Below are 22,502 nucleotides of genomic sequence, written 5' to 3'. Positions count from 1 at the left end.
ATTAATTCACCTCTACCGGTTCTTGAAATTCTGATCCAATCAGGCCTTTTTCGACCATTTCCCCATCCAGTGACCACGATTTAGCATCTGTGATCTTCACCTTTACAATTTTTCCAATGGCTGTTTTAGGAGCCTTGAAGTTGACAAGCTTGCTGCGTCGGGTATAGCCGGCAAGGATGTCAGGGTTTTTCTTACTCTCTCCATCCACCAATACCTCAACAATCTGTCCTTTATAGTTCTTCATCGCTTCAGCAGAGTATTCCTTCACAACTGCATTTAATCGTTGAAGCCGTTCCTTTTTGACTTCCATCGGTACATTGTCATTCATTTTCGCTGCAGGGGTACCTTCCCTAGGAGAATAGATGTACGTAAAAGCCGATTCAAATCCAACTTCCCGATATAAAGAAAGAGTTTCTTCAAATTGCTCGTCGGTTTCATTCGGATATCCGACGATAATGTCAGTTGTAAGAGCAACGTCCGGCATCGCTGTTTTAATTTTCCTTACTAATTCCAGGAATTGCTCACGAGTATACTTACGGGCCATGATTTTAAGAACATCTGTCGATCCGGATTGAACCGGTAAATGAATATGCTCAACCAGATTCCCTTTTTTCGCAAGGACTTCTATTAAGTGATCATCGAAATCCCTCGGGTGGCTCGTCGTAAATCGAATGCGTGGAATATCCACTTTTCGAAGGTCATCCATTAAATCTCCTAAGCCATATTTAAGATCCTCGATATCTTTACCATAGGCATTCACGTTCTGACCAAGAAGAGTGATTTCCTGATACCCCTGGGCGGCAAGCTGTCGTACCTCTTGAATGATTTCTTCAGGACGGCGGCTTCGTTCCTTACCCCGTGTGTATGGAACGATACAGTATGTACAGAACTTGTCACACCCGTACATGATGTTCACCCATGCTTTAATGTTACCGCGGCGTACCTTCGGAAGGTTCTCGATGACGTCCCCTTCTTTAGACCAAACTTCTACGACCATTGCCTTGGACATATAAGCATCGGACAGGATTTTAGGAAGACGGTGAATGTTATGGGTTCCAAAAATCATATCAACCTGCTGGTATGTTTTCAGGATTTTATTCACAACGGATTCTTCCTGGGACATACACCCGCATACACCGATTAACAGCTCAGGCTTTTCCCGTTTCAAATGCTTCAGGTGCCCTAATTCCCCAAACACCTTATTTTCGGCATTTTCACGAATCGCACATGTATTTAAAAGGATAACATCTGCATCATCAGTCGAATTCGTCGCTTCATAGCCCAATGCCATGAAAATCCCTGCCATCACTTCTGTATCATGTTCATTCATTTGACAACCGTACGTACGAATATAGAATTTCTTGCCTTCCCCTAAACCTCTATATTGATCATCAATCGTAAAGTCATTATGATATTTAATTTCTTCCTTCCCACGCTTTTTGGCATCTTTTAACGATGGTGGGATATAGACACTTTCAAAGTATTTACTGTAGTCCCTTTCGGATTTTTGGTCCGGTGGAGTAACAGACTTCGATTGTTGTCCATGCTTTCGTTGCTCTTCGTTCATGAAAAATCCCCTTTCTACCTCTATAACCAAACCGCTTATCTTCTATTATAAAACAATCTAAGAAGATATACATTCTTGCACATTATAATAGTATAAAGGTTTTTGAGGCTACATACAATAGAGGCGCTTAAGTGTTGAAATTTGTTCGAAACTTCCTGCATACGTGGATAAATGGGCTTTCATCCATGTAACTCCCCTCGCAAATGGTGCATAACGTAAAGTAAGACAAATACCCAGGGAGGAGATTCAAATAGCAAAGGATAAAATAAAGACGCCTAGGTATCACATTGAAAACCAAGAAAAATTATACTTCCATTCCAAAATAGATGAACTGAATCAAACCATTGAAAGATTACAAGAAAGCTATCTGTATGCAGAGGTTCAGCATTATAAAGAACTTTTCACTTTAAAACTTCACCAATTGGAGGATCTAAACGAGGAGTTAGAAGTAAACCGGGTTTCTGAGGAAGAACTTATGCGGGATCGAAATAGATTTAAAGAAGGGAAAGAGAAGCTTGAGTATCAAGTGAATGAGCTTCATCATCAACTACACGTCAAGGAAAATATCCTTATAGAGAAGGTTGAAACGGTTAATGAATTAGAGCAAAAGCTGCTTCGGACCGAGATGGAGCGAAAAAATCTATCAGTATCTTTATCCTTATTAGAAGATGAAGTGAAAACACTTCAGGATAAGCTTATCAGTAAGGAAGAATTCCTTTTGGAACAAGGTGAAACGGTAAAAGAGTTGGAGAAAAAACTGGTTCAAACTGAGGTAGAACGGAAAAACCTGTCCCTTTCCATGTCCAGGCTAGATGAAGAAAGAGATTCACTCCGTCAACAGCTTCATCATAAGGAAACGCTCCTTCAAGAAAAAGCTATATCCATTAACGAACTTGAAAAAAAGCTCTTTCAATCGGAAAATGAACTCAATAGCCTCTCACTTTCATTATCCAAGCTGGAAGAAAGTCATAACAAGTCATCAACTGAAAACGTAACGTTACTAAATGAAAATCAAACATTACTGCAACTAAATCAATCGTTAAATACGAAGGTCCATAGTCAACAACAGCATATTTCTGATATAAATGCTGCTTTAGCTCATTCCGAAGAAACGAAGAAAGAAATGTTCTATAGCCTTATTTCTAAAACAGAAGAGTTAGAAAAGCTGATGTCTGAGAGAAAACATACTCTTGATTCATTGCAGTTCGCAAAGGATCAGTTAGTTGAAGCAGAAAAACAAAAAATGGAATATATAAAAACGTTTATCAGCGAATATCAAAAGCAATTTGAAGAGAATGAGTGGTGGTTTTCCACCCAATTTGCCGATATTGATCAACGGTCAAAACAACAGGATGAACGGATTGAAGCGGTTGAACAGGAGCAAGAACTTCACTTCATCCACCAGAATGAAGCTCTAATGGAGAAATTTAAAGAAGTCGAGCAGCGATTTATAGAATTTATTGAAGAAGTGGATTCCATCCGTGACCATAATTCCATAATGACTCACAATCTATTTGAACTGAAACGCTTGGTTGAGAACCAAAAGAGAAGTCAGACTCATATAATTAAGCCTCGTCAAAAAGCTTCCGCAAATAAGATGGGTACACAAAAGGATGACAGTCCAAGAGAATGACGACAGTAATAAAGAAAGTTGCCTCGGGAGACCCTGGGCAACTTTTTATTGTTAATAGGTAATCATGATTTTATTGTTTGAACTGAGCTGGAGCTCTTGTTCTTCAAATAACACAAACCCTAAAATAGTAGAGGTTTCCTGTTCTTCAAGATTTTCTAACGTAAATTGCAATCCCTCCACCGCAATTGTTTCACCCGGCGGGATAAATGATTCCTGTATAGATTCAATCCAATAATCGCCAGTTGCGTATGCCTTTTCCAGCCAGTCTTCCCCCATATACTTCCATCCTTGTGCACCGTTTTGGCCTTGAATGGAAAAGATATCACTCATTTCAGGGGGAAGGATCTGTCCTCCAATTTCAATTTTATCAGGAGGGTTCATTCGGAAGCAGATTTTTGGATTCAATAAGTCTACGTTTCCGGTATTCTTTATAAAAAAGCCGGCTTTGATAGAATATCTTTCCAATTTTCGATTAGGTAGGACATGATAATCAAAATATATTTCAGCAGAAGGCTTTTTCACCTGGGCTTCTCGAATCTTCCGGTCCGCTTTTTGCTTTTTGATTTCTTCGTATTCTTTATCATCAATCTGGGTATGCCTATTTGGCTTCTTCATCTCACCCTTATTTATTCCGGTATCCTCTACAAGCTTATCTGTCGTTCTTAATAAATGCAGAACATTCAATTCGAGTAAGGTAGGTTTTTGCTTCCCCAGTAGTGTTTTTAGTACACAAGTCGTCAAAATGGAGGGGCCTTCATTAAGTAGGAATTCCTCATCCTTACACTGCACGGAACATCTAAGATGTGGAATGGAGTGGCGCTCGGGCAATAGATAATACCCATTGAAATGCAGCTCATCCTTATAGAACGAGAGATTTTTTTTGACATTGATGGAATTCAGTTTTTCGTTATACCCTAATGAAACAAACCGTTTATCGTTCTTTGGTTTGCTCGACACTAGTTCAATGAATAGATCCCCCTCAGTAAGCTCTTCAGTATTTCCCACTATTGTAATATCAACCCCATAATGAGTTAATACCTCTTTCACCTCTTCATTTATCACATGATTTATGTCTTCATTCGATGTATTCACTGATAGCCATACTTTTTTTCCATGAAGAGAACTTTTCACTTCCACCAATTGTTCCTCTTTGTTCCAATTGAAATGATAATTATTCTCCGCACAAAAAAACTGGATGGCTAATAAGGAATGGGCTGGAATTGATCCCCAGTCATGATTATTGATTTTTAATTTCATTTACAGTCTCACCACCCCTAATTCTTATTTGGTCTCTTTATCTTATGATTCAAATCGACTAACTATGATGCATCTCTTGAGCCCTGAATTCTATAAACACCATCAGTATTCATTGACATAAGATAAATGGATGAATATATGTGAAGGAGAGAATATGACGTGCAAATGGATAAGTCGAAGGTATCTATTATCTTTCCTGTGAAAAATGAAGGTGCTAATGTAAAAAATACATTAACATCACTTTTTGCCAATGATACGACTATTGAATTCGAAGTTATTATAGTTGACGATGCTTCTGAAGATCGGTGTTGTGATTTCTTAGAACAATCCCCTTTTAAAAATAAAGTTAATTTAATTAGAACGGAGGGAGTGGGTCCTTCAGTAGCGCGTAATATCGGAGCAGAAAACGCTAAATATGACTATTTAATGTTTTGTGATGCTCACTTGGCATTCCAACCTTTTTGGATAGATAAATTATTAACTACTTTAAGGTTGGATATGACGGATGTCGTGTGTCCCGCTATAGCTTCAATGGACGACCCGAAGATTGTAGGGTATGGGCAAACTTTAAATAGCAGCTTGAGAATACAATGGCATAAGAAAAAGCCAGGTTTATTTCATACCGCAATCATTCCAGGCGGGTGCTTTTTAATAAAAAGAGATGTTTTCTTTAATGTGGGTGGATTTGAAACCGGCTTTAAAACCTGGGGACATGAAGATGTAGAATTATCGATAAAACTTTGGTTGTTCGGCTATAGGTGCAGCTGTGAGCCGGCAGTTACAATTAAACATTTGTTTAGGAAGTCTCATCCCTACAAAGTAGATTATGACGGAGTATATTATAACTTACTGCGGATGGCTTACCTGCATTTTAATCAGGATAGGATTAAAAAAACAAAAGATTTAATTATTCATAGGAGTCCAAAAAAAATTGAAAATTTGGTTCTCAAGGATGGAGTGGAACAACGAAGAAGAAAATATCTTCAAAACAGGTCTTTTAATGATGAATGGTATTTCAAACACTTTAATATACACTTTTAATAGCGAAAACCATTTCTTTTTATCTAAAAAAGAAATGGTTTTTTTAAAGTTTTATTGATTGTTAATAAACTCGACTACAGTGTTAATGATATATTGTTGAAGGGTTTTGGATAGGGTTGGATACAATGGGAGGGAAATGATTTCATCGGAGATTTTTTCTGTTTTTGGAAAATCCCCTTTTTGATAATTCAAGTGGCTAAACGCTTTTTGTAAATGTAACGGAATTGGATAATAAATCATAGACGAAATTCCTTTTTCTTTTAAATACTCCATAAATCTTTCTCTTTTTTCCACTCTAAATGAGTATTGGTGATACGTGTGTTCTCTTGATTGTATATACTCGGGAAGCTTTAGAATATTCTTTAATCCAGAATAATACGTTTTAGCAATAGAATTTCTTTTATCCAATAATTCTTCAAAGTATTTTAATTTCACTAATAGAATGGCTGCTTGTATCTCATCCAACCTGCTATTGATTCCTACTGTGTTATGAATATACCTTTCTTCAGAGCCGTGATTTCGTAATTGTATAATTTTACTTTTTAGTTCCAGGGAGTTAGTTGTCAGCATTCCTGCATCTCCGCAGGCACCTAAGTTCTTAGTAGGATAAAACGAAAAACACCCTATGTCCCCTATGCTTCCTGCCATCTTTCCTTTGTACCTTGTTCCCAACGCCTGGCAAGCATCTTCAATTACATACAATCCGTGCTCTTTGGCTATTTTCATTATCTCATCCATATTTGCAGCCAGGCCGAATAAATGGACAACTATGATGGCTTTCGTTTTATTTGTAATTTTCGTGATGATTTCCTTAGGGTCTATATTAAATGTTTCTTCTTCAATATCTGCAAATACCGGTTTCGCTCCTACATGGGCGATGGATTCAGCCGTTGCAAAAAAGGTGAAAGGAGTAGTGATGACCTCATCCCCTTCTCCGATCCCCAGGGCTTTTAATCCCAATGTAATAGCATCTGTACCACTTGCTAACCCCAACGCATACTTAACGCCTACATATTCAGCTATCTTTTCCTCGATTTTTTTGGACTTAGGTCCTAAAATATACTCCCCACTCCTGATTACTGCAGTCACTTCTTTCAATATTTCCTTTTCGTATAGCTTCAAGTCACTTTTAGTATCTACCATAGGTATCATTCAATCACCCTCTTATGTGGCTCCAATGCCGATATATTTGATTCCCTGCTCTTCCACTTCATTGCGGTGGAACGCATTTCTCCCATCAAGGAATACTTTACAGTTCTTTAACATGGAAAGATCAAGATTGTTATATTCGAAATGATTAGCTTGTAAAATGACAATATCCATTTCACAAACTAAATTATCTTGAAGTGAAATATACTTTAGGTCCATGTCTTCAACTTCAGCAGGAGAATAATAGGGATCGTTCACAACCACATTCGCATTCTTTTCATTTAGGATTTCATTTAGACGTATAGTAATCGATTTTGTATGTTCTTTCACATTTTCTCTGAACGACAGCCCTAAAATAAGAATATTCATAGAATCTAATTTACCTACTTCTTTTTCTATCAAATCGACAGAATAAACCGCCATGCTGTCATTGATTTCTCTAGCTTTGTGAACTAAGCCATCGGTACTTAATCCGTTATTCAAGAAAAAGTAAGGGTATATAGGAATGCAATGCCCCCCCACTCCTATGCCGGGATTGTGGATATGAGAGAATGGTTGTGAGTTTGAAGCCTTTATGATTTCTAAGATATTTACACCTTTTTGATTCGCATATACAGAAAGCTCGTTTGCAAGCGCAATGTTCACGTCTCTATAAACTGATTCTGCTACTTTAGCAAATTCAGCAGCTTCAGTGCTACTCATTTCAATCACTTCACACTTTAGTGCCCTTCTATAAAAAGATACAGCAAGGTCTTTACTTTTTTCATTTACTCCCCCCACGACTTTAGGATAATCCTTGAGATTTTTTATGATCCTATTTGAATATACTCTCTCTGGACTATATGCAAGGTAGAATTCAGTTCCCATCTTTAATCCGGAAAGCTTCTCGATACTGGAACCAAATCGATTCCTTGTATCACCGGTTGGCAACGTTGTTTCGAATATCACTAATGTATCTTTTTTTATACTTTGTCCAATTTGATTAACGGCTTCATCAATATATTGGTAATCAACCTGGTTATCGGATGTTATTAATACCGGGACAATGACAATTACTACATTGGAGTTACTGACGGCTTCTTTAGTATTCGTGGTAGAAATCAATACTTGAGCGATTTGATTTGCCTTTACCAATTCTTCCAATCCAGGTTCTCCTTTAATATGACAAATTCCCTTGTTAACCTGTTCGACTACATCAGGATTCTTATCGACTCCATAAACTATTATCCCTTTCTCCGCTATTACTGAAGCAATCGTTAACCCTATTTTGCCCAGTCCAATAACTGTCACTTTCAAGTTATCCTTATCAAGATTCAATATACACACCCCTTATTGTTTTTATCAGTTTATGCATATCCAAGGAAACTGTTAAGACACTAATCTATTATTGGAAATTTTCATATCTTGTCCTCACATAATCACCATTTATCCATAAAATATTAGATAGGGAGGTGTGATATTTGAAAATCAAAAAATTAAAGTTATTAATTCTAATTCGGCCATTTGGGAGAATGTACGCAAAACATAAATCAAAATACGACTTCATTACAACAATAGAACAATTTGCTGACGTATACTATTGGCATAAAGACGGGTCAATACATGAAATTATTAAAAAGTTAAACATTAGACCAGATTTCATCTTCCACTATGACACAGCGTACAATTATAAACTATCACCGAGAATCACTGGTTTGTCTGAAATTGATATTCCTAAGGGATGTTATATTATCGATTCCCATTACAATCCTGGCTTCCGCAGGGAGTATGTAAAAAAAAATAAAATTGATGTTATATTTTCGGTTACTAAAGAAAACTTCCTGAAAATGTATCCAGACCTAAAAAACCGGTTTATTTGGTTACCCTGGTCGATAAATACCGCTATATTTAGAGACTGGTCGCAACCAAAAGTTTATGACTTTATGTTGATGGGTTTAGTCAATCCTGTATTAGAAGGAAGATATCCTTTCAGGGAAAAAGTATTGGAAACAATGAAAAAATATAATGGATTTGTCCATCACCATCACCCCGGACATTTAGTTTCATGGAAAGGAAATCCTTTGGTCGATCTAAATTACGCAAAAGAAATCAATAAATCGAAAATCTTTTTTACTTGTGGTAGTACATTAAATTACCCTGTTTTAAAGTATTTTGAAGTTCTTGCTTGTAATTCTCTATTACTTGCTGAGGCTAATAATGACATTTATGAACTTGGGTTCAGTAATGGGGTAAACTTCATTGCCTGTACAAAAGAAGATTTTGAAGAAAAGGCTCTCTTCTATTTAAATAATCCTACTTTAAGAAATAGGATATCTCAAAATGGGGCGAATTTTATTAATAGGTACCACTCAAATGAGGTTAGGGCAAATCAATTCATTAAGCATGTTAATGAATTAATTATTGAAAGAAAAAAACCCGGGATTGATTGATTCATACTCTCTCAGTCTAATCTCTCCAAAACAATAATAATAAAGGGGTGTTGAAATGATGAAAGAAATCATATTTAGTGATAACCACAATTCATTTTTTGTAAATGATAAAGAAAAGAAAGGACTAGGCTTGTCACTGCACAATGGGATAACTCAGCCCAGAGTCGTGAATTTCTGGAGAAGAATTGTAGAGAAGCTGGAACCGAACATAATCTTAGACATTGGTTTGAATTATGGAGAGATTTTATTTTCTGCAAATTACTGTAAGGATGCATTGATTTATGGTGTGGAGCCAAATAAAGAACTTAAACCTTATATCGAAAAATCTCTACAAAAGCATTTAAATAAAGACCAAATGAAAATCATTTATAAATTGGCTTCTGATCAAAACTTATATTCTCAAGATTTTTTTGTAGATAAAGAACGTTCCGGAAATTCATCAATCTATCAATTAGAACATAGAGAACAAATTAAAAAGAAAATAGGCAGTATTAAAATTGACGACCTATTTAAGTTGAAAAGTATTGAAAATCAGATAGTCATCTTTAAGATTGATGTCGAAGGTCACGAATGGAAAGTATTGGAGGGGATGAAAGATATCATAAAAAGCTGCCATACATTCGTGGGATGTATTGAGTTCAATATAGATTTCCTCAAAAAAGTCAATGTTAATGTAGAAGAATTCATTAACTATCTAAATGAGAACTTCAACATTTTCATTCCTGGTGAAGAAAACACTCTAATAAAAATCCCCCAGCTAAACATTCATCTCCTAAGTGCCTACTACTCTATTGATACTAAATGTAATGACTTAATATTATTCCCTCAAAATTATAATCCTGATAATTTTGATTACTCTATTATTACTAAAGAGGTGTCAACTGATGAAACCTAAAATTTTAATATTAATTAAGCCATTCTGGAAAAAATACGCTAAGCATAAGGCGAAGTTTGATATGATTAAAGCATTTGAAGAATTTGCTGATCTATACTATTGGTATGAAGATGGGGATATAAGAGATATATTGGAAAAAATAAGAGTCAAACCTGATTTTATTTTTCATTATGATGTCGGATATAATTATGCACTGGCACCGAATATCACTGGTTTACATTCCATTGACATACCTAAAGGTTGCTTTATTATTGATTCTCATTATAATCCTTCTTTCAGGAAAAACTATGTTCGTACTAATAAATTTGATGCTGTTTTTTCGGTATCCAAAGAAAATTTTCTCAAGTCCTATCCAGAACTTCAGCATAAATTCAAATGGTTACCCTGGTCAGTAAACACAAAAATTTATAGAGATTGGAAACAAAATAAAGAGTATGACTATCTACTGATGGGATTAATCAACACGCCAACGCATGGCCGGTACAAATTTAGAGAAGCAGTGTTAAATAAGTTTAATACTCTTCCTAATTTCACCCACATTGCACACCCGGGTCACTTAGTATCCTGGGATAAGGAACCGATTGTCGATATTAAATATGCGAAAGAAATCAACAAGGCTAAAATCTTTTTCACTTGTGGAAGTAATCTCAAATATCCAATTTTGAAGTTCTTTGAGGTACCGGCATGTAAAGCTTTACTGCTCGCTGAACCCAACAACGATATCCTCGAGTTAGGCTTCAAGGATGGTGAGAATTTCATCGCTTGCAGTTATACAAATTTTGAGGAAAAAGCGAAGTATTATCTCAATAACAATCAATCAAGAGAGGAAATAATAAATAATGGATACCATTTCATTCAACATAATCACTCTAATCAAATACGGGCTCGACAGTTTGTTAACTCCGTAAAAGATATTATCCTCCAAAAAAGATAAAATGGAAAAATAAGTGGGATTCATAGCTTTATAATCCCTAAGAAATTCAAACACTATATCACATTGATTATCCAACCCTAAAACTATTATATCCCATTTATCACCTTATCTTCACAATGGTTCTATATCATTAGTTTTATGAATTTTATTAAAAAAGGATGAATGGAATGAAAATATACTACAAATGCAAAAGCGGGTTATTGACCCTCTCTTATTTTATTGACCCATCGGATAAAACCAAGTTCACTATTTTTAGAAACAGTTATAAAACATCAGGTGAAATACACCTAAATAATAAACAATGTAATATTCACTTGCCAAACAACTGGAATATCGATTCAGTTCATCCAGATATGTTAGCTCTTGCTGCTATTTCCATTGTGTACCCATTTTGTGGTCCTGTAATCTCTGTACCAATAGGAGTCAGTGTACACTTCCACAGGGCTTTCTACAGACTCACTAATAAAAAAATAGTTCCTGTAAATTATAATCTCAAACCCAGAAAAGCTCCAATTAATGCTGCACCAGCCCTTTCATATAGTGGAGGTATGGATTCAACTTCAGCTTTATTACTTCTCCCACCTTCAACTCACTTGTTCTATATAGATAGAATCCCTCCTAATACACTTAAACAGAGAAAAACATTGCTTAATCAAGAAGCTGCATATTTTGCATGTGATTCTTTAAAAAAACTTGGATTTAATATTCATCGAATAAAGACAGATTTACAGTATGTGAGGAATCCTGTTGGCTTTAATACCATTTTGGCCGACGCAGCTCCTAGTTTACTATTATCTGATTACTACGGCTTCAATAGTTTAGCAAATGGTCATACGATCGAAGAGGGATACAGGGTCGGTTATGAGGGGTATACAGACTGGAGGAAAAATCCATTCATAGCCATCTGGTCAGAAATATTAGATAGCGTAGATATGCCCTTTACACTTCCATTAATAGGATTAAGTGAAGTATCTACAACAAAGATGGTTATGAACTCCCGTTATAAAAATATTGCGCAAGCATGCAGCAGAGGCGGCGTAGGAAAGCCTTGTATGAACTGTTATAAATGTTTCAGGAAAGATCTATTGGAAAAAACGATTAATAACGTACCTCTTTCAGAACCTTATCTAAATAATTTGTTTAAAATCAATGATGCAAACAATATAATAAAACATCCTTATCCACACTTCGGAAACGTCCTTTCATACATTACTTCCAAATATAATGGCAACCACCTTGAAATGAATAAATTGAAGAAAAAAGTTAGAGGGGATTCCATCAATACATCCTGGATGGAAAAATTTCACCCAGAAGCTTTAGATATTATCGCACCACCTTACCGCCAATTTATCAAAAAGCAAATTGATAAATATGTAACTACAATGAAAGAGAATGAAATTAACACAATGAAAACCTTATATAGTGTAGATACTATAAAAAAATTATAACTTAACTTGAAAAAGTTTCTTCACCTAATCATTTATACAAGTAAAAAACCCCTCATAAATGTCAGTTTATGAGGGGTTTTTTTCATGTCTAAAAATAATTACTTTAGTCATTCTCACTGATTAGTATGTGTATGAATTAATTTCTCTATAATAATCTTGCGGGGTTTCCTATAACAGTACTATTATTTTGTACATCTTTTGTTACTACTGAACCTGCACCAACCACAGAATCGTTATCAATTTTCACTCCAGGAAGTAAAGTGGCATTGTTTCCAATGGAAGCACCTTTCTTTATAACAGGACCTTTCAACTCATAAGGAGATTTCCCCATGTATTTATCATTAGACATAGAAACACAAGGGCCAATAAATACGTGATCTTCGATAATGGTATCACCTGTCACATACGCAAGCGTTTGAATAGTACATGCCTTACCAATCGTACTATTTAATTCAATGATAGCACCCCTACCAACTACAGTATCCTGATCAATTTTTACGTTCTCCCTTATACTTGCATGATCTCCAATGAATACATGTTGACCAATAGTGGTACCTGAATAAATGCTGACCAGGTTGCCTATTTTCACATTCTCTGAAATTAATAATGTAGTAGAACTTTCGTTACCCCTCATCCTATTATTTCCTTGAGGTTTTATACCAATCACACAATTATTCCCTATCTTTGAATTCTTCATTATATGTGTTCCCTTTAAAATCACGCTGTTATGGCCGATCTCGACCCCTTCTTCTATCAAAACATCCTCTTCTACAACTACATTTCTCCCTAGTTTCACACCATTAAGATTCTTCACGTAGATCACCCCTGCAAACGTTATTTATTACATAGTGTATGTACAAACCTCTATAAAAGTTTGGACTAATCTAAACAATTAATTGTTTGTCCAAGCAATTTAGTATTTTTCGCATATTATATTAAAAACAGGTATAAGAGGTGTTCAAATTGAAAATTGGAGTTATTGGTGCTGGTAAAATGGGAGAGAAGCACATTAATGCCTTATTGGCACTTAAGGATCATGTGACACTACTAGGAATATTTGATAACGATATAAAAAAGAGTCAAGACATTTCAGAGAAATATAAAATTAAACGTTTCCCTACTATGATCGATCTTGTAAGAAGTGTGGATGCAATAAGTCTTTGTGTGCCAACTAATTATCACTACGAACTTGCGAATCTATGTTTAGATGAAAATGTTCATTTATTAATAGAAAAACCCATAACTGCTAATAGTTCTGATGCAGAAAAGATTGTTGAAAAAGCTCAGTCTAAAAACTTGATTGTACAAGTGGGGCACATAGAATTATACAACCCTACCTTTAGATTATTAATGGAGCTATTAAAGTACGAGGATATTTACTCTATCAATTTTAATAGGTTAAACCCAGCTGCTATCCGTTTGGATTCCCCTGATGTAGTTAGTGACTTAATGATTCATGATGTTTATCTCTTAGAGGAGATCACTAAGGGTGAAACAATTAAAGAAATATATTCTATTAGATCCAAAAAGAAAAATCACCATGGGAACGATCATGTAACGTCTATTCTTACCCTTCAGTCCGGATTGATTTGTACATTAACAGCCAGCTATATATCAAAATATAAAAAGAGACAAATCGAAATAATAACCAACCATTCATACTTTGATGTAGATTTGATAAACCATACGATTAAGACGATTCAAGTGTCATCTCATTATCCTGAACTAGAAGATATTGTAAATCAGGATAAAGTATCTACAATTAATATTTCTGCTCCTGAGTATGATCCATTACAAATGCAGCTATTAGATTTCATTCAAACGGTTAAAGCCGATAAGGAACCAAAGGTAACAGCTGAAGATGGTATGACTTCCCTTTCCATTATTGAAAGAATACTTGCAAACCTGAATTAGGCTTTTTAACTTTTCCTAAAGAAAGGATGTGTTTAAAGATGATTACCTTTTCAATCATCATCCCTTTTCATTCAAAGGACCCCTATCGAAAAAAAGCCTTAGGAGTTGTTATGAATTACTATAAAACGTTGTTTCCATACACAGATATCTTAATCGCTTCCAATGTGAGTGATCCTTACTCCAAATCTTCTGCAATAAATAAGGCAGTAAAAAGGACTAAAACTGAATTCATTGCCATTATAGATGCAGATATACTTTGTCCAAAAAGTTCATTGCTCACAGGCTTGAAACTTCTTGAATCTTTTCCCCTTATTCTCCCATATAATAATGTGTGTGATTTGTCCCGCCAGATGTCTGAAGTGCTATATGACAAACCGAATTACTCTCTGAGCACTTCCATGTTACATGGTAAAAACCGACACAATCAAAAGTCAGTTCCTGTGGGCGGAATAAATTTAATCAAAAAAACATGCTTTATGAAGATTAATGGTTTTGATGAACGTTTTACAGGCTGGGGTGGTGAGGACGACGCATTTGTTGCTGCCAGTGATACAATTTGTGGTGCTCATAAAAGATTAACCGGTAACATCTATCATTTATGGCACCCACCAAAAAAAGCTAAAACAAACCCATATTATTCAAATAACCATAGAATTGTTAGTGAATATTTTATGGCCTATAATAAAAAAGAAGAAATGCTGAAAATCCTTTCAAAAAGGAAGGGTATTTAATGTTTATACACTCGAAGAAGGAGATTGAATCTCCTTCTTATTCTTATTGTCAGGTCAACCTTTTCAATAGTAAAAGGGACCTGCTATGGCAGATCCCTTTTTAAAGTGAAATTTGTCAACCGTAAATTTCGATATCGACTTCCCTTACCATACCATTAAATATTTTATAGCATCTGATATTTGCTTCTCCCCTTCCTAAGGCAATGATGAAATAATAAATTTGTTGGCCAGGGGCATGCTTAATATCATCGTTTGAAGGTACTGCTTTACCAAAAGGATGAGAATGATAAACTCCAACTAATTCTTCATGATTTTTTTTCAGTTCACCCAATATTCTATCTTGATCATGGATATCAATGGCAAATGTATAAGGAGAAGGGTTTGTGTTTCTGGTCGGCCATACATTTTTACATAACTTCGTATGACCAGAAATAAATCCGCATGCCTCATTTGGAAGTTCTTTTTTACATTCCGCTATGAGTGATTGGTTTAATTTCTTTGAGATATAGACTTTTTCTTTATGCGTTACACCCGCATCCCTTATATTTGAACTTTGTTCGTTTCGCTTCCATTTTCTTTTTTTGTTCTTTTCTAATCCCAATGGGTACGCTCTTTTGCTGCCTGTAAATTTTATTTAGATCATTGGATTGCATCTTTTTCCCCCCTTTCAAATTCATCGAATGTATTTATTCGGATTAAACATTGTTCGTTTTGCTTCAGGAGCCATCGGTATATTTCCATACTCTTCAAATTGAGGGTTCCCCTGGGGAGCCTGTTTACTTTGCTGTTTCATTTTATTATAGAGATCATTTTTCTTATTTGACTGAGATTTTAGATCTTGACGCAGTTTAGTCAATTCTTTTTCCAGTTCCATTTCCCGATGGCTTTTTCCCTTCTGATTACCTGAATCTTTTTCATTCATTAAAGTCATTTGTCTTTCAAGATCTGTTTCTCTTTGTTTAAATTCTTCAATTTGATTCCTTAATGCATGAAGTTCTTCCTCGTAATGCTCCTCAATTTTCTTTAGCTCTTCATGCAAGGCACTCATTTTCTGTAAGTAATTCTGAGTGGTTTCTTCTCTTTCATTGCTCTTATTCAAGGATTCCTTCACTTCATTGATTTTTCCAGAATATGATTCTAAATGTTCTTCAATCAAATTAAGCTTCTTAATTATTTCAGGATGATTGTTTTCTTCTTTACCCCATAAAAATTTCCACATTTTCGCATACCACCTTTCATTTTTTTCCTCCATGTATTGCTTCTGTTGCTTTCTTATCCATGCTAATTGCGTTATGAATGCATTCGCATATAACTCGACCTCAAAGGACCTTTTGCTCTCTGATAGGAAGTACTCATTGGCTTCTATCAACAAGGATATTGCATCATTTTTAACACTTTCCAGTTTTGATTTCTTATGACTAATAGTGCTTTCATAAATAACCCTTATTTCTGGAATGGCTGTAGGAAGTAAAAAGTCATGATCTTCCCAGCTAACATTCAGATACTCTGGTTCATAGGTTGCTTCATTGATTAATTCAGTTTCATCTTGAAATGGTCCTCTCTTTAATTCATGTTGCAGTTGAAGATAAATCTCATGTTTCAGTTCTATATCTTGTAGTAAGTAGTCAATTTGTTCTGTCAACATCTGAATGGTATGGTGATTCTCCGCGATTTCCAATTGATACACCTTATGTTTTGATCTTTCCCTGGACAATTCCTCTGACACATTTTTCATTCGCCTTGAATAATGATTATAGAGAGACTCAAGTTCTTCTGATAACAAATGAATATCATTCATGACTTCCGGGTAGCCTGTGCCATCTTTAGATTCATCCTCCTCCACTTTCATCACATTCACCTCCATTGATTTCTTTGTATTATCTTATGTATGGTTTGTTTACATGTTAAAAAAAAGGGAGAGAGTTCCCTCTCTCCCTCATTTAATTAGTCATCCAATCCGCCAAGCAGGTCAGCAAATGTATCACACTCACCGAATTCTACCAATGCTTCTACTACTCCACTATCAAAGATAACAACATTAGCTGTATTTCTTAAGATTAAGCGGAAGCCTTCTGAGATTGGTCCTAATAATCCTGTAAAGATCTGTAATTCGTAGAATAATTGTTCAGGAGCACCATCAAAGTAGCGGATTCCTTCTCCTACAGCTGTCAACGCGTCCTCTCCACATGTTACGCTATCAATCGAAGATGGATCGAAAGTGAAGCTGAAGTCTGGTTGGAATCCTGTTCCAGTTGGAGCCGGTGTAGGACCTACTTCAGTATCAGTGAAAGAGTAAGACCATGTGCTATCAGCAAGTGAACATTCTTGACAAATCTCTGCTCTAAGAGTCGATAGACCTGTCACAACGTCTGAGGTTGCACCGGAACCAAATGTTGCAAGTGTATCTTCATTTCTAGCAAGAGCAGTGGCCTGGCATTCACAGTTATCAACCGGGAATAATCCTGGACATTGACGTGGGAATTCTAGTAAGCTCAGGTCACATTGAAGTCTTTCTTCAGGTACTGGGATATTGTTTGGACGTGGGAAACAGAATTTAGCCAATACTTCAAGTTTAACCGGATACTCTACTTGAACATCTTTACATAGAACGACTTTCAATGGGATCATTGGTCCAAATGGATCCGGCCCCATTAATACTCCACCAGAGGTCGCAATTACTTGAGTCGCTCTGATGTTTAAGTTATCATTTGTAATTCCTGTCGGTACGCAAAGCATAATTTCGTCGGTGAATTGAGTGCGAATAGTGAATGAACACTCTGCTACTCCATCGATCAAAATCGTAACGTCTACAGGTACAGTCCAAACGATAAGAACTTTTCCAGGGTTACCATTCTCGATGATGGAACCTGATACGCTGACGTCAGCCGGGTCTACTGGTGCAGTTTGCACCTCTACTCTTTGACCTGCCGCTAATGCTGCACTGACTGCTGCACGACAGGCTTCATCTGGAATGAAGTTCTTGTTCTCATACTTATTCGCAAAGAACACCCAGTCATACACTTTGTCTACTCGAATACATTCAGGTGCTAAATCGTTTGTATCCAATGGGATACTGGTTGGCGTTGGAGTCGGAGTCTGGGAACCCCTAATTTGTTTACGCTTCTTCAAAAAAATCCTTCCTTTCTTTTAATGAATATTATATTTCTATCACACTATATCCTATGGACGAGAAAGAATTTGGTATAGAGAAAATACCTATTTTTACAAAAAAAAATAATAGGCATACTAATAGTTTTTTAAAACTATGAAAAAATAGGCTGATCATATAGACTTTTGTCAGTGCTCCAACTTCGAGTCCTGCATATCATATACCATAAGGAAAGGGGGACTGTATAACCTTTAACGAATTGCTCCACTTGTGATGTAAAATGATCAAAACTACAATAATATGACATTCATATATATTTCTTCAAAAAAAGCTTCTGATTGGTTACGCTTACTCTTTTAAATGAATATTACGAACGTAAACGCTTATCTTATCATTGCAATGATATTTATTATAAATATAAAAGCCATGTAAACACTGGGAAGTTTTCATGGCTTATTTTTATGGACAAATAGCGTTCACATTGTTGAAAACATATACATAATAAAAACGAAAAGAAAGGAGCCATCCTGGATGAAACAGCTTTCTTCCATACAATTGCAGCAGCAAATCATTCATTATAAATCCGAACTGGAAAAATACAAACAAAAATGTTCATTATTAGAAAGAAATTCTCTTGTCCTACAATGCAAAACCTTAAAAAAGGAAAATCAACTTTTAGAAAACACACTGGAAGAGTATCGAATGCAAATTAAAAAAACAGAAGCGGAAAAAGAGCAGATATCCTCAAAATACCAAACCTTCCTTAAGGCACAGGAAAAGGAAATGACAAAGCTTCGCTACACCATCAATCAGCTAAAGGATCAACTCCATAAAACAAACCAAATCCACTTAACGGAAAAAAACAAACAAACGGAACACCAAAATGAAACAAAGGATGCATTTGAAAAAAAAATCATTTCTCTACAAGTGACAAATTGCTATCTTACAAAAGAAATAGAACTTCTATTGATAAATAAACAAGAAATTGAAAAACAATTATACAGAAAAGAAAGTGAATTATTGGAACTGGGAGTGTCAGGAGAGGAATTACAAAGGGAGTGGAGTGCACATAAACAACATTTACTCATACTGAATAGCTGTGAGGAACATAAAAACTACAATCTCCTAAATCAGAACGACTCCTTGAAAACTCATCTTTACTTAAGAGAAACAGAACTAATGGAGCTGGGAGAGCAGTTGGAAAAATTGAAAATCGAGTGGGCAGCAACGAAACAACATTTGCTCATACTGCATAGCTTTGAGGAACATAAAAACCACAATCTCCTGGATCAGATCGAAGCCTTGAAAGCTCAACTTTACTTAAGAGAAATAGAATTGTATGAAGTCCAACAAACTTTTTCAGAATCTACATTCCATTACAAGGACTTACTTACCATCAAAGCAAATCAGCTTGAACAGGCATCCAAAATGCAAATCGAAAAATCAGCATATATCCAAAAGATAGAAACATCACTAAAAAAACAGTTGGACGAAAAAGAGTCCTATACCAATACCCTTCATGCACTTAGGAAGAACATTAAACTTATGAAAAAAGACGTATTCAGTTTCCACGAGGAAGAATCAGCTGCAATTAAAAATAAAATGAAAAGCTATGAAAACACAATTCAGCACCTGCAATTCACAAATGCTCAATTAATTGAAGAAATCAATAAATTAAAAAACCGGACATCCAAGTGAGGTGCCCGGTTTATTCTATTACATAAATTCTTTGACTAATTCATCAAATTTATCTTCATCTAACCTTAAATCATGGGTGCTCAATGGCTCTTCAGAATACCCGGTCACCAGTTCTTGGTAGGAAGGCTGTTCTTTGTTTTGATAAATCAATCCAGTCACCAGTCCATCCTTCTCCATAAGCATATTCATTGCTTGTTCACGATTTGATGGATCATAGCCTTCAACATCCGAGAGCTTTGTCAGATTTTCTTTGAACCAGTCGTACGTATTGATCTTGTTATAGGTTACGCAAGGACTAAACACGTTGATCAATGAGAAGCCTTTGTGATTAAGCCCTGCTTCGATTATCGCCGTCAACTCTTTCAAGTCAGAAGAGAAACTTTGGGCAACGAAGGTTGCACCTGCTGTCAGTGCCATTTCCATCGGTGCCAGTGCCGGCTCTATGCTTCCTTGAGGTGTAGACTTTGTCTTAAAACCGGATGACGAACGCGGAGAGGTTTGTCCTTTGGTCAGCCCATAAATCTGGTTATCCATAACGATGTATGTGACATCTACATTACGACGGATCGCATGGATCGTATGCCCAAGGCCGATGGCAAACCCATCTCCATCCCCACCAGAAGCGATGACGGTTAACTCCTTATTAGCCATCTTCAATCCTTGAGCGATTGGAAGGGAACGTCCGTGAATACCATGAAAACCGTACGAGTTAATGTAACCTGATATACGTCCGGAACAACCGATTCCGGATACGACAGCCAATTGTTCAGGATCCAGCCCTACATTTGCCGATGCCCGTTGAATCGCGGCTTGTACAGAGAAGTCACCACACCCAGGACACCAGTTGGGTTTAACATTATTTCTAAAATCTTTAAAGGTAGCCATGGATCAGATCAACTCCTTACATCTTGAATGAATTTCATTTGGTAAGTAGGGTGTGCCATCATACTTTGTCATCTTCGTGATTTTATTTCCATACCCTACGTTCATTTTGATTATATTGGCTAATTGTCCAGTAGCATTATGTTCGATTACGACCACTTTCTTCGCTGATTGCATCAACGTCTCCAGCTCATCTGCAGGAAACGGATGGATCAAGCGTATATGAGCATGATTTACTTTCAGTCCATCCGCTTCAAGTCGTTCCATTGCTTCTTCAATTACTCCACGTGTCGAGTTGAAACCGACTAATAATAAATCGGCTTCTTCATGTGGTGCATAAGTGTGAATTGGATTGTTAAAGCGGATGCTTTCCACCTTGCGCATACGTTTATCCATTTGCGCCTGCCTGTTTACCGGAGATTCAGAAGGCTTCCCTGTTTCATCATGTTCGACTCCTGTCACATGATGAATGCCGTTCTTCATTCCAGGGATGACACGTGGTGATACACCATCTTCAGTCACTTCAAAACGTTTAAAGTATTTCTTTGCTTCTAATTCACTTAATTCTGATTCATTGCCGACAAGCTTCCCTCTACGAATTTCCACTTTGCTGTAATCAAGTGGTTCAACCGATTGCTTTCCTAATGAAAGTTGAAGATCAGAAAGAATGATGACTGGACATTGATACTCTTCGGCTAAATTAAATGCCTCTACTGTATCATAGAACGCTTCCTGTACAGTACTTGGAGCGAGGACGATCTTAGGAATCTCACCGTGCGTACCGTAAATCATGGCCATTAAATCGGACTGCTCCTGTTTCGTTGGAAGTCCCGTGGACGGTCCTCCTCGTTGAGTATCCACCACTACTAAAGGCTGCTCTGTCATACCGGATAAACCGATTGCTTCCATCATAAGTGAAAGACCAGGTCCAGCCGATGCAGTGAATGAACGGATTCCCCCGTAGTTCGCCCCGATTGCCATCGTTGCGGCTGCAATCTCATCCTCTGTCTGGATAACCGTTCCTCCGACCATCGGAAGCTTCTTAATAAGGTATTCCATGATTTCAGAAGCTGGAGTGATTGGATATGCTGCCATCAGGCGAACCCCACCAGCCAGAGCACCGAGAGCGATCGCATCGTTCCCGATCATGAACATGCGCTTATTTCCGTCGGCTTCCTTCAGTTGTAATGAACCGACCTTGCTTCCAAGCTCATCTTTCATCGTTTGATATCCTTGCTTGATGGCTTCCATATTTTTCTCTACTACCGTCTCACCTTTACGGCCGAAGATTTCTTCCACTACTTCCTTGAAAACGTCTGGATTTAGGTTGAGAACGGCACAGGTCGCACCTACCGCTACCATGTTCTTCATTAACGACGTCCCAAGTTCCGTAGCCAACTGTGTGAAAGGGATGATATAGAGAGAAGCATCCGTATCTTCAGGCTTTTCTGGCTTGAACTTCGCATCAGCTATTATCACACCATTGCTATGTAATTCTTTATAATTCACATCAATCGTTTCCTGATCAAATGCAACTAAAATATCTAAGTCATCAGCAATCGCACGCACTTGTGTTGTGCTTACCCGAATCTTGTTATTTGTATGTCCTCCCTTAATACGAGAGGAGAAATGGCGGTAACCATATAAGAAATACCCAAGGCGATTGAGGGCCATAGAAAAGATTTCACCCGTACTCTCTATCCCTTCACCTTGCTGGCCACCAACTTTCCATGAAAGTTGTTCCTTCATTTATTACACCCCTTCAATCAATTTTTGCAACATCTATTAGAGAAGCATATTCCCATTTTTCGTTCA

At 36.6% G+C, this 22,502-nt stretch carries 19 protein-coding genes; 9 read left to right on the top strand and 10 right to left on the bottom strand.

Features of this window, described 5'->3' with window-relative positions:
• Position 1 precedes the first annotated feature (1 nt).
• A complete protein-coding gene (gene miaB / locus ACIFOD_RS10485) occupies positions 2-1,567 on the bottom strand; it encodes a tRNA (N6-isopentenyl adenosine(37)-C2)-methylthiotransferase MiaB (RefSeq protein WP_430314532.1) in 1,566 nt (521 codons plus the stop codon).
• Between the two features lie 421 nt (positions 1,568-1,988).
• On the opposite strand from miaB, the gene ACIFOD_RS10480 reads away from it, so the two are divergent.
• Entirely contained in the window at positions 1,989-3,200 is a 1,212-nt protein-coding gene (locus tag ACIFOD_RS10480) for a hypothetical protein (protein WP_430314531.1), read from the top strand.
• 51 nt (positions 3,201-3,251) lie between these two features.
• On the opposite strand, the gene ACIFOD_RS10475 is transcribed toward ACIFOD_RS10480, so the two are convergent.
• Entirely contained in the window at positions 3,252-4,457 is a 1,206-nt protein-coding gene (locus tag ACIFOD_RS10475) for a hypothetical protein (protein ID WP_430314530.1), read from the bottom strand.
• Between the two features lie 165 nt (positions 4,458-4,622).
• Between ACIFOD_RS10475 and ACIFOD_RS10470 the strand changes: the two genes are divergently transcribed.
• Entirely contained in the window at positions 4,623-5,498 is an 876-nt protein-coding gene (locus ACIFOD_RS10470) for a glycosyltransferase family 2 protein (protein WP_430314703.1), read from the top strand.
• A gap of 51 nt (positions 5,499-5,549) precedes the next feature.
• Here ACIFOD_RS10470 and ACIFOD_RS10465 read toward each other — a convergent pair whose 3' ends face one another.
• On the bottom strand, positions 5,550-6,650 hold the full coding sequence (locus tag ACIFOD_RS10465; protein ID WP_430314529.1) for a DegT/DnrJ/EryC1/StrS family aminotransferase: 1,101 nt from the start codon (positions 6,648-6,650) through the stop codon (positions 5,550-5,552).
• Positions 6,651-6,662: 12 nt separating this feature from the next.
• Positions 6,663-7,964, bottom strand: coding sequence for a nucleotide sugar dehydrogenase (locus ACIFOD_RS10460; RefSeq protein WP_430314528.1), 1,302 nt, complete (start codon positions 7,962-7,964; stop codon positions 6,663-6,665).
• Between the two features lie 143 nt (positions 7,965-8,107).
• Here ACIFOD_RS10460 and ACIFOD_RS10455 point away from each other — a divergent pair, with 143 nt between their 5' ends.
• The 4 genes from ACIFOD_RS10455 (at position 8,108) to ACIFOD_RS10440 (ending at position 12,353) form a co-directional block, all read left to right on the top strand.
• Positions 8,108-9,076 (top strand): glycosyltransferase family protein, encoded by a 969-nt coding sequence (locus ACIFOD_RS10455; protein WP_430314527.1) that lies wholly within the window; start codon positions 8,108-8,110, stop codon positions 9,074-9,076.
• Positions 9,077-9,134: 58 nt separating this feature from the next.
• A complete protein-coding gene (locus ACIFOD_RS10450; RefSeq protein WP_430314526.1) occupies positions 9,135-9,971 on the top strand; it encodes an FkbM family methyltransferase in 837 nt (278 codons plus the stop codon).
• The gene (locus ACIFOD_RS10445; RefSeq protein ID WP_430314525.1) at positions 9,961-10,905 is read left to right on the top strand and encodes a glycosyltransferase family protein; all 945 of its coding nucleotides are present in this window, start codon (positions 9,961-9,963) and stop codon (positions 10,903-10,905) included. The genes ACIFOD_RS10450 and ACIFOD_RS10445 overlap by 11 nt, the downstream gene beginning before the upstream one ends.
• A 167-nt stretch (positions 10,906-11,072) precedes the next feature.
• On the top strand, positions 11,073-12,353 hold the full coding sequence (locus ACIFOD_RS10440; RefSeq protein WP_430314524.1) for a DUF6395 domain-containing protein: 1,281 nt from the start codon (positions 11,073-11,075) through the stop codon (positions 12,351-12,353).
• A gap of 145 nt (positions 12,354-12,498) precedes the next feature.
• Here the strand turns inward: ACIFOD_RS10440 and ACIFOD_RS10435 are convergent, their stop codons facing one another.
• Positions 12,499-13,167 (bottom strand): acyltransferase, encoded by a 669-nt coding sequence (locus ACIFOD_RS10435; protein WP_430314523.1) that lies wholly within the window; start codon positions 13,165-13,167, stop codon positions 12,499-12,501.
• Between the two features lie 149 nt (positions 13,168-13,316).
• Here ACIFOD_RS10435 and ACIFOD_RS10430 point away from each other — a divergent pair, with 149 nt between their 5' ends.
• Both ACIFOD_RS10430 and ACIFOD_RS10425 read left to right on the top strand, forming a co-directional pair.
• Positions 13,317-14,267: a Gfo/Idh/MocA family protein gene (locus ACIFOD_RS10430; protein ID WP_430314522.1), complete on the top strand. Its 951-nt coding sequence runs from the start codon at positions 13,317-13,319 to the stop codon at positions 14,265-14,267.
• Between the two features lie 38 nt (positions 14,268-14,305).
• The gene (locus ACIFOD_RS10425; RefSeq protein ID WP_430314521.1) at positions 14,306-14,998 is read left to right on the top strand and encodes a galactosyltransferase-related protein; all 693 of its coding nucleotides are present in this window, start codon (positions 14,306-14,308) and stop codon (positions 14,996-14,998) included.
• Between the two features lie 115 nt (positions 14,999-15,113).
• Here the strand turns inward: ACIFOD_RS10425 and ACIFOD_RS10420 are convergent, their stop codons facing one another.
• The 3 genes from ACIFOD_RS10420 to ACIFOD_RS10410 form a co-directional block, all read right to left on the bottom strand.
• Positions 15,114-15,599, bottom strand: a complete 486-nt coding sequence (locus tag ACIFOD_RS10420; RefSeq protein WP_397551654.1) for a M67 family metallopeptidase — start codon at positions 15,597-15,599, stop codon at positions 15,114-15,116.
• Between the two features lie 72 nt (positions 15,600-15,671).
• Complete coding sequence (locus ACIFOD_RS10415) at positions 15,672-16,847, bottom strand: hypothetical protein (RefSeq protein WP_430314520.1); 1,176 nt, start codon at positions 16,845-16,847, stop codon at positions 15,672-15,674.
• A 95-nt stretch (positions 16,848-16,942) separates the two neighbouring features.
• On the bottom strand, positions 16,943-18,127 hold the full coding sequence (locus ACIFOD_RS10410; protein WP_397551656.1) for a hypothetical protein: 1,185 nt from the start codon (positions 18,125-18,127) through the stop codon (positions 16,943-16,945).
• A gap of 511 nt (positions 18,128-18,638) precedes the next feature.
• Between ACIFOD_RS10410 and ACIFOD_RS10405 the strand changes: the two genes are divergently transcribed.
• Positions 18,639-19,805, top strand: coding sequence for a hypothetical protein (locus tag ACIFOD_RS10405; protein WP_430314519.1), 1,167 nt, complete (start codon positions 18,639-18,641; stop codon positions 19,803-19,805).
• An 18-nt stretch (positions 19,806-19,823) separates the two neighbouring features.
• Here ACIFOD_RS10405 and ACIFOD_RS10400 read toward each other — a convergent pair whose 3' ends face one another.
• On the bottom strand, positions 19,824-20,690 hold the full coding sequence (locus tag ACIFOD_RS10400) for a 2-oxoacid:ferredoxin oxidoreductase subunit beta (protein WP_113968151.1): 867 nt from the start codon (positions 20,688-20,690) through the stop codon (positions 19,824-19,826).
• Positions 20,691-20,693: 3 nt separating this feature from the next.
• Positions 20,694-22,436, bottom strand: a complete 1,743-nt coding sequence (locus tag ACIFOD_RS10395; RefSeq protein WP_430314518.1) for a 2-oxoacid:acceptor oxidoreductase subunit alpha — start codon at positions 22,434-22,436, stop codon at positions 20,694-20,696.
• Between the last annotated feature and the right edge of the window lie 66 nt (positions 22,437-22,502).

Origin of the sequence: Rossellomorea sp. NRS-1567, from assembly GCF_050467885.1 — a bacterium.
Classification (GTDB): Bacteria; Bacillota; Bacilli; order Bacillales; family Bacillaceae_B; genus Rossellomorea; species Rossellomorea aquimaris_C.
Note: the sequence above shows the minus strand (reverse complement) of the source record. Positions and strands in the feature narration are given on the sequence as shown.

What these genes read in the sequence shown, in the direction of transcription:
- ACIFOD_RS10395 (WP_430314518.1), bottom strand. Translation starts at nt 22,436, where the DNA reads ATGAAGGAACAACTTTCATGGAAAGTTGGTGGCCAGCAAGGTGAAGGG.
- ACIFOD_RS10475 (WP_430314530.1), bottom strand. Translation starts at nt 4,457, where the DNA reads ATGAAATTAAAAATCAATAATCATGACTGGGGATCAATTCCAGCCCAT.
- ACIFOD_RS10415 (WP_430314520.1), bottom strand. Translation starts at nt 16,847, where the DNA reads ATGAAAGTGGAGGAGGATGAATCTAAAGATGGCACAGGCTACCCGGAA.
- ACIFOD_RS10450 (WP_430314526.1), top strand. Translation starts at nt 9,135, where the DNA reads ATGAAAGAAATCATATTTAGTGATAACCACAATTCATTTTTTGTAAAT.
- ACIFOD_RS10425 (WP_430314521.1), top strand. Translation starts at nt 14,306, where the DNA reads ATGATTACCTTTTCAATCATCATCCCTTTTCATTCAAAGGACCCCTAT.
- ACIFOD_RS10465 (WP_430314529.1), bottom strand. Translation starts at nt 6,650, where the DNA reads ATGATACCTATGGTAGATACTAAAAGTGACTTGAAGCTATACGAAAAG.
- ACIFOD_RS10400 (WP_113968151.1), bottom strand. Translation starts at nt 20,690, where the DNA reads ATGGCTACCTTTAAAGATTTTAGAAATAATGTTAAACCCAACTGGTGT.
- miaB (WP_430314532.1), bottom strand. Translation starts at nt 1,567, where the DNA reads ATGAACGAAGAGCAACGAAAGCATGGACAACAATCGAAGTCTGTTACT.
- ACIFOD_RS10405 (WP_430314519.1), top strand. Translation starts at nt 18,639, where the DNA reads ATGAAACAGCTTTCTTCCATACAATTGCAGCAGCAAATCATTCATTAT.
- ACIFOD_RS10470 (WP_430314703.1), top strand. Translation starts at nt 4,623, where the DNA reads ATGGATAAGTCGAAGGTATCTATTATCTTTCCTGTGAAAAATGAAGGT.
- ACIFOD_RS10440 (WP_430314524.1), top strand. Translation starts at nt 11,073, where the DNA reads ATGAAAATATACTACAAATGCAAAAGCGGGTTATTGACCCTCTCTTAT.
- ACIFOD_RS10445 (WP_430314525.1), top strand. Translation starts at nt 9,961, where the DNA reads ATGAAACCTAAAATTTTAATATTAATTAAGCCATTCTGGAAAAAATAC.